Below are 6,308 nucleotides of genomic sequence, written 5' to 3' on the forward strand. Positions count from 1 at the left end.
CTCAGGAGTTGGAGCCTCCGGCAAACCCGGCGCGGTTCAGTGCCCATTGCGAAGGCGGGAAGCCGCGATCAGCCGATGCCAGCCGATCTCGCTACGAAGCTGGCAGAGGAACGCGCCCAACGTGATGAATCTGATGAATGGGTGTTTCCGGGTCGCGAGGGAGGAACGACCAAGGGCCACAGGATCTGCTTTGCAAAGGGGTTCCGCCGCGCGGTCATTGCAGCCGGTCTCGACGACAAGGTCGTCACGCCACACGTGATGCGCCACACTGCCGTCACAAGGCTGGTGCGGGCCGGCGCCGATATCCCGACCATCATGAAGATCAGCGGACACAAAACAGTGTCCATGGTTCTGCGATATGCACATGTGGATGCAGCCCATATCGATGCTGCGGCGTCAGCACTTGAAATGAGCAGCGGGGATGCGATCCACCCAAAATTCACCGCGCGCACCAACGATACGGTCGCTATCGCATCCTAAGTCTTTGAAATGATGGTGCCCGGGGGCGGATTTGAACCACCGACACGGGGATTTNTCCCCTGCTCTACCCCTGAGCTACCCGGGCCCACTTGCTTCCGGCGGTTGGGTGAACCGCGTGGGAGGCGGCCGTTTAGCCAGCCTCGTCGTGCTTGTCCAGCGGGGATGATGCAGAAAGTTCATCATCATCGCTGCCACCGGGGATGACATAGCGATCCGACAGCCAGGCGTTGAGATCACGCGCCCGGCAGCCGGCGCTGCAGAAGGGGCGGAAGGCCTGGGCCACCGGCGCGGCATGGCAATAGGCGCAGCGGCGCGAATCAGGCTTGCTGGACATGGCCTCTCCCGGCGCCGTCGCGCGCCTCCAGTTGCGTCGCCCCGCCGGTCAGTCGCGACAGTTCGACAGTCAGGGCCGGGCGGTCGTGCAGCCAGGCCACCACGGCGGGGGCGGCCGTGATACGCACCGGGCCGACCAGCCGCATGCCCCGGCGCAGCAATTCCAGCGCGGCAAAGCCCGGCCGCCGCGCTTCGTCCACCAGGCTGCGGCGGGTGCGCGGGCGGATGATCTGCACCAGGCCAAAGCCGTTGATCGCGGTCTTCTCGAACGGGGGCGGCAGCATTTCGGCCAGGATCGCATCCACCGCCGCGCGCGCCGCCCGGCCGCCCAGCGTGGGGAAATCCACCACGATCGGCCCGCCCAGCCCCAGTCGGCGCACGGCCGCAGCCACCGCCCGCGCCGCCGCCTCGGCCAGCGCCTGCGGATCGCCGGGGCCATCCACATCGATCACCAGCATCGCCGGCGTCGGCGCCAGCAGCAATTGCCCGCCGGGAAAATCGATGCGGGCCGACAGGGCTTCCTCCACCACCGCGTCCCACCCGGCCTCGGCCAGCCGGTCCGGCCCATGCGGCGGCAGCACCACCGCGCCGGGCAAACGTTGGGCAAGGCTGGGAGCCGGGCATGCCCGGGCGTCATGCACGGTCACGCGCGCCTGCTTGTCGCGCACGCCGTCGCTCCAGCCGGCACGCACCACTTCGGCCAGCCGCGTCTCCCCCTGCCGCCAATCGGCCGGCAGCGGCTCCACCATTGCTTCGGCACCGGCCATGGCCACCAGCCCGCGCTTGCCGTCGCGCGTCACCAGCCGGGCCGGAGCCACCAGTCCGACCGGCAGCGGATCATCGGCCCGGTCCAGATGCGCGGCGACCACCAGGTCGCCGTCAAGCTCCAGCGCCCGTGTCGCGCCCGGCGCCGCCTCGATCAGGGCGGTCATGCGCCGCTGGCTGCCAGCAGCAGCCGGGTTTCGTTCAATGGCAGGCCCACCACGCCGCTGTGACTGCCCTGCAGGGCGCGCACAAAGGCTTCGGCGGCGCCCTGGATGGCATAGCCGCCGGCCTTGCCCTGCCAATCGCCGCGGCTGATCAGCCACTCCACGTCGGCCGGTTGCAGCCGCTGGAAGGTCACGACGCTCTCGCTCAAACGTTCACGAAGGCGGCCGCCCGCATCCACCACCGCCAGCGCGGTCAACACCCGGTGCCGCCGGCCCGACAGCAGCGCCAGACAGGCGCGCGCCGTGGCTTCATCCTCTGCCTTGGGCAGGATGCGACGGCCCACTGCCACCACCGTATCGGCCGCCAGCACCACGGCGCCCGTGTGCCGCGCCGCCACCAGCAGCGCCTTTTCGCGCGCCAGCCGCCGGGCATGATCGCCTGGGCGTTCGCCGGGGGCCACGCCTTCATCAATGTCGGCGGGGTCCACAGCATCGGGCACCAGCCCCAGCCGGGCCAGCAGATCGAGCCGGCGCGGGGACGCAGAGGCAAGGATCAGACGCATCAGCCGGCCCCCAGCCCCCCTGCCCACTCCACGAACGTGCCATGGGCGTGGGCATGGCCGAGCAGGCGCTCCTCCGCGCCCGCACCGCGCCACAGCGTCAGCCGGATGGTCGGCAGCGCCGGATTGGCGGGATCGTCCATCTCCAGCCGCAGCCAGGCCAGCGGGCGGGCCGGGCTGGCATCCGCCCCCAGCAGCGCCAACCGGGACCGGATGCGATCCTGCACGGCCGGCGGGAAATATTGGAAGGCGATACTGTGATAGACGACAGACGCGACGCCATCGGCCAGCGCCAGTGTCTGCTCCAGCCAGTCGGCCGCATCGCCCTTGGCCAGCGGCGGCGGGAACCGGCGGGCCAGAGCAATCGCCGCTTGCGTGCGCGCCAGCCGTTCGGGCTGGTCGGCCCAGATGAAGGCCAGCAACCGCTGCGCCACCGCCGGATCGGCGGCATCCAGCGGCGCGATGTCCACTCCGGCCCGCGCCACCACCCGGATTTGCGCGGCCGGCGGCGGCGGGCCCTGCCAGTGCGGGCGCACCACCACGTCGCTGCCGGTATCGCCGGCCAGCACGCCACCCAGATCACAGGCAAAGCGATCCATGTTGAGGTTCAGCCCGGCGCTCGCCCCCAGTTCATGCAGGGCCAGCGGCAGGCCGGTGGCGGCCGCCACGCTCAACAGGCCGGGCATCAGCGCTCCGGCCCGGCCAACCTCGTTGGTTTGCGGCGGGCTGTCGAGAAAGGCGGCCACGTCGGCATCGGCCGCCGCATCGCCAAACAGGCCGGCCAGCGCGGCGGCCAGCGCCGCATCATCGGGCATCGGCCCCGGCGGATAGAGCGCGGCCAGGCCCGGCACCCGGCCGGCGCGCACCAGCCAATGCAGCGCCCCGGTCAGCCGCATCGGCAGCGCATCGGTCATCGGCTCCCCCGGCCAGGCGGCGAGGCGCTGCCCGGTCAGGCTGGCGGGCGGCACGGCATCGGCCAGCACCCGGCACAGCGCCCCGGTGAAGGGCGCGCCCAGGCCCACGCAAAAGCGCGCCTGTTGCTGCAGGGCGGCGGGCACCGCCATGCTGCGCCTCAATCTTCCGGCGCGATGGTCACCGTCAGCCCGTCCAGGGCCGCCGTGAAGGCGATCTGGCACGACAGGCGGCTGTTCGGCTGGTTGTGATCCGACGAATCGAGCAGGTCGGCCTCATCGGCATTGGCCGGGCCGGCGCGCGCCATGTCGCCTTCCGCCACATGCACATGGCAGGTGGCGCAGGAACAACAACCACCGCACAGCGCCAGCAGTTCCGAAATGCCGGCATCCTTGATGATTTCCATCACGCTCATGCCGGGGGTGGCGGGCAGGCTGTGGCTGGTCCCGTCGCGGGTGATCACGGTGATGCTGGCCATGCTGATCCTCTTTGAATGTCTGCACCCGCCCTGTAGCGGCGCGGCGGCCAGCGCGCTAGAGGACGTGCAAAGGGGAGAGTTTCGATGCGCGTCGCCCACCAGTTCGCACCGCCGATGTCGGCCCTGCTCGCCGGCCTGCCCGGCATCACATCAGCCACGCACGTGCCCGCCGAAGACCGCTGGGCCCTGCCATGCGATGTCGATGTGCTGTTCGTGCTGCATGGCGAGGGCGATCATGATTCCCGCCACGCCGCCGCCGATGCGCCGCGCCCGCCGGGCTGGCCCGGCCAGGTGAAACTGGTGCAGCTGGCCAGCGCCGGGGCCGATGATTATCCGCCCTGGCTGTGGGAGGCGCCGGCCGTGGCCAGCGCATCGGGCACCACCGCCATTCCGATTGCCGAATATGCGCTCAGCGTGATGCTGGCCCATGCCAAGCGCCTGGCCGAGGTCACGCTGAAGCCCGGTGACGCCTGGCCGGATCGCCAGAATTTCATCGGCCAGCCGCTGGGCCTGCTGCATGGCCGCACGCTGGGCCTGGTTGGCCTGGGCAACATCGCCCGCCGCATCGGCCATCTGGCCAACGCCTTTGGCATGACGATTGTCGCCGCCCGCGCCAGCGCCGCCCCCTCGCCCGATCCATGGATATCAACGGCGCCGCTGGATGATGTGGTGGCCCGTGCCGATCATCTGGTGCTGGCCGCGCCGATCACGCCGTCCACCCAGCACATGATCAATGGCGAGCGGCTGGCCCGGATGAAGAGCGATGCCCATATCGTCAACGTGGGCCGCGGCGGCCTGATCGATCAGGCGGCGCTGCTGGCCGAGCTTGACAAAGGCCGGCTGTGGGCCAGCCTGGATGTCACCGATCCCGAACCGCTGCCGGCCGGCCATCCGCTCATCGGGCATCCGCGCGTGAAGGTGACACCGCACATCAGCTGGTCAAACCCCGACATCAACCGGGCGATCATGCAGCGTCTGGTGGAAAATATCGGCCGCGTTGCCGGTGGCCAGCCGCTGCTCGGCGCAGTCGAAACGGCGCCGTGACCATGACGCCTGCCACGATTATTCGCCGCGCCGGCTGGAGCATGGCCGCAGGCCTGCTGGCCCTGCCGGCAATTGCCATGCAGTTCAGCACAGAGGTGAACTGGGGCCCGGAGGATTTTGTGGCCGCCGCACTGCTGCTTGGCATCACCGGCCTGGGCCTCGAGGTTGCCGCCGCCCTGCCCCGCCGCAGCTGGCGCCGGCGCGGCGCCATCATCACGCTGGCCGCCCTGCTGCTGGTCTGGGCCGAACTGGCGGTGGGGATTTTCCACTGACTGTCAGAACGGCAGGATCTTGCCCTTCTTGCTGAACTTCATGTAGCCGGCGTTCAGGCCCAGCCGCCAGCCAACGCCCAGCTTGATCGGCACGATCACGATATTGTCGCGCTGCAGATAATTGGCGGTGAAGCCGCCGATGACATAGGCCTTGCCCTCGGCCGCCGGGTAGCGCCGGTACAGATCCTCGCTGTCGTTGAGGTTGTAGACCAGAGCGAACACCTTGGACCCATCGCCGCCGATGTCAAAGCCCACGCTTGGCCCGGTCCAGTGGACTTTCCGCTCGCCTTCCACCTTGTGGTAAAGCATGCCCGAGCCATAGCGCACGCCCACCACCACGGCGAGCCCGGCTTCCTTGCCCACGATATAGGCATTGGGCTGGCCGCGATCCTTGAAGGTCTTGCGCACGATGTCGGCCAGGCCCTCGGCGCCCTTGCCGAACACGCCCTCAGCCGCCGTCAGCACATCCTTTTCCTGATAAGTGGCTGGCTTCGCCGCTGCCGGGGCCGCATCGGGCGCTGGCGGCGGCGCTTCGGCCGGAGACGTGGCCTGCGGTGGCGGCGGTGGGGCTTCCTGTGCCCAAGCCGGCCCGGCCAGCGCCAAGGCCATCATCAAACCCGTCACGCGCATCAGCTGATCTTCCCTTGCTGTCTGTGCCATCACCTGCCCTGTGCCCAGATGTGCCTGAACCGCGGCTGAGCCGCCACCCAAAAAAGCCGCTCTAAACAGTTGCCAAGCGCCATCCGGCATGGCTATAGCCTGCCGCCTCGCTCGGAGTCGTGGGTGAGTGGCTGAAACCAGTAGTTTGCTAAACTGCCGATCTGGGTAACTGGATCCGAGGGTTCGAATCCCTCCGACTCCGCCACCACAAAACTGGATTGTCGAACCCTCGCCAGAGGGTCTGGCGCGTGCCGCGCCGGGGGTTCGAATCCCTCCCGCACCGCCAACATCTCATCGCGAATCCATGAGATGGGCCTCAAGGGGCCGAAAAATCCCCAGCTTCCGCGCGATTTTGCCAGCGGCGACCGAACCCCAGAGACTGCCGAAAACCACAAAATCGGTCTCTGACCGGCTTTCGTCTCTTTTCACCCGAACCTCCGGTGCAAAGGTTCTGTCTCCAGAAGCGACGTAAATCCGAGGTTTTCTGGCTTTCCGTCTACCGAACTGTTTGTGTCGGATTGCGGTTAGAGACGATCATGAGAACCGACGCTTCGGGTCCCAAATTGAGGCCTCAGCCGATTGCCTGGGCGATCAGCAACGCTAGGCTCAGGACTCATTGGCCGATCCAGAAGATGACGGT

General features: G+C 68.6%; 9 protein-coding genes and 2 tRNA genes. 4 read left to right on the plus strand and 7 right to left on the minus strand.

The window, feature by feature from the left end:
• Window positions 1-480 (plus strand): tyrosine-type recombinase/integrase (locus CHU93_RS02385; protein ID WP_165768574.1); only part of this gene is annotated, 480 nt, incomplete at its 5' end.
• 13 nt (window positions 481-493) lie between these two features.
• On the opposite strand, the gene CHU93_RS02390 is transcribed toward CHU93_RS02385, so the two are convergent.
• The 6 genes from CHU93_RS02390 to CHU93_RS02415 all read right to left on the minus strand — a co-directional run bounded on the left by CHU93_RS02390 (window position 494) and on the right by CHU93_RS02415 (window position 3,692).
• A tRNA-OTHER gene (locus tag CHU93_RS02390) sits at window positions 494-565 on the minus strand.
• 45 nt (window positions 566-610) lie between these two features.
• Window positions 611-814 (minus strand): DNA gyrase inhibitor YacG, encoded by a 204-nt coding sequence (gene yacG, locus CHU93_RS02395; protein ID WP_094472596.1) that lies wholly within the window; start codon window positions 812-814, stop codon window positions 611-613.
• Entirely contained in the window at window positions 798-1,745 is a 948-nt protein-coding gene (locus CHU93_RS02400) for a ribonuclease E/G (RefSeq protein ID WP_094472597.1), read from the minus strand. Before CHU93_RS02400 ends, yacG begins: the two co-directional genes overlap by 17 nt.
• Window positions 1,742-2,305, minus strand: a complete 564-nt coding sequence (locus CHU93_RS02405) for a Maf family protein (protein ID WP_094472603.1) — start codon at window positions 2,303-2,305, stop codon at window positions 1,742-1,744. Before CHU93_RS02405 ends, CHU93_RS02400 begins: the two co-directional genes overlap by 4 nt.
• Window positions 2,305-3,366, minus strand: coding sequence for a DUF2332 domain-containing protein (locus tag CHU93_RS02410; protein WP_094472598.1), 1,062 nt, complete (start codon window positions 3,364-3,366; stop codon window positions 2,305-2,307). Before CHU93_RS02410 ends, CHU93_RS02405 begins: the two co-directional genes overlap by 1 nt.
• An 8-nt stretch (window positions 3,367-3,374) precedes the next feature.
• Window positions 3,375-3,692, minus strand: a complete 318-nt coding sequence (locus tag CHU93_RS02415; RefSeq protein WP_094472599.1) for a 2Fe-2S iron-sulfur cluster-binding protein — start codon at window positions 3,690-3,692, stop codon at window positions 3,375-3,377.
• An 84-nt stretch (window positions 3,693-3,776) separates the two neighbouring features.
• Between CHU93_RS02415 and CHU93_RS02420 the strand changes: the two genes are divergently transcribed.
• Window positions 3,777-4,736 (plus strand): NAD(P)-dependent oxidoreductase, encoded by a 960-nt coding sequence (locus tag CHU93_RS02420; RefSeq protein WP_094472600.1) that lies wholly within the window; start codon window positions 3,777-3,779, stop codon window positions 4,734-4,736.
• Window positions 4,733-5,008, plus strand: a complete 276-nt coding sequence (locus CHU93_RS02425; RefSeq protein WP_207759190.1) for a hypothetical protein — start codon at window positions 4,733-4,735, stop codon at window positions 5,006-5,008. Before CHU93_RS02420 ends, CHU93_RS02425 begins: the two co-directional genes overlap by 4 nt.
• Before the next feature lie 3 nt (window positions 5,009-5,011).
• On the opposite strand, the gene CHU93_RS02430 is transcribed toward CHU93_RS02425, so the two are convergent.
• Window positions 5,012-5,638 carry a DUF1134 domain-containing protein gene (locus tag CHU93_RS02430; protein ID WP_094472602.1) on the minus strand — a complete coding sequence of 209 codons (627 nt, stop codon included), beginning with the start codon at window positions 5,636-5,638 and terminating at the stop codon, window positions 5,012-5,014.
• Between the two features lie 143 nt (window positions 5,639-5,781).
• Between CHU93_RS02430 and CHU93_RS02435 the strand changes: the two genes are divergently transcribed.
• Window positions 5,782-5,873: transfer RNA gene (locus CHU93_RS02435), tRNA-Ser, on the plus strand.
• Window positions 5,874-6,308: the final 435 nt, after the last annotated feature.

The organism is Sandarakinorhabdus cyanobacteriorum, assembly GCF_002251755.1.
Taxonomy (GTDB): Bacteria; Pseudomonadota; Alphaproteobacteria; order Sphingomonadales; family Sphingomonadaceae; genus Sandarakinorhabdus; species Sandarakinorhabdus cyanobacteriorum.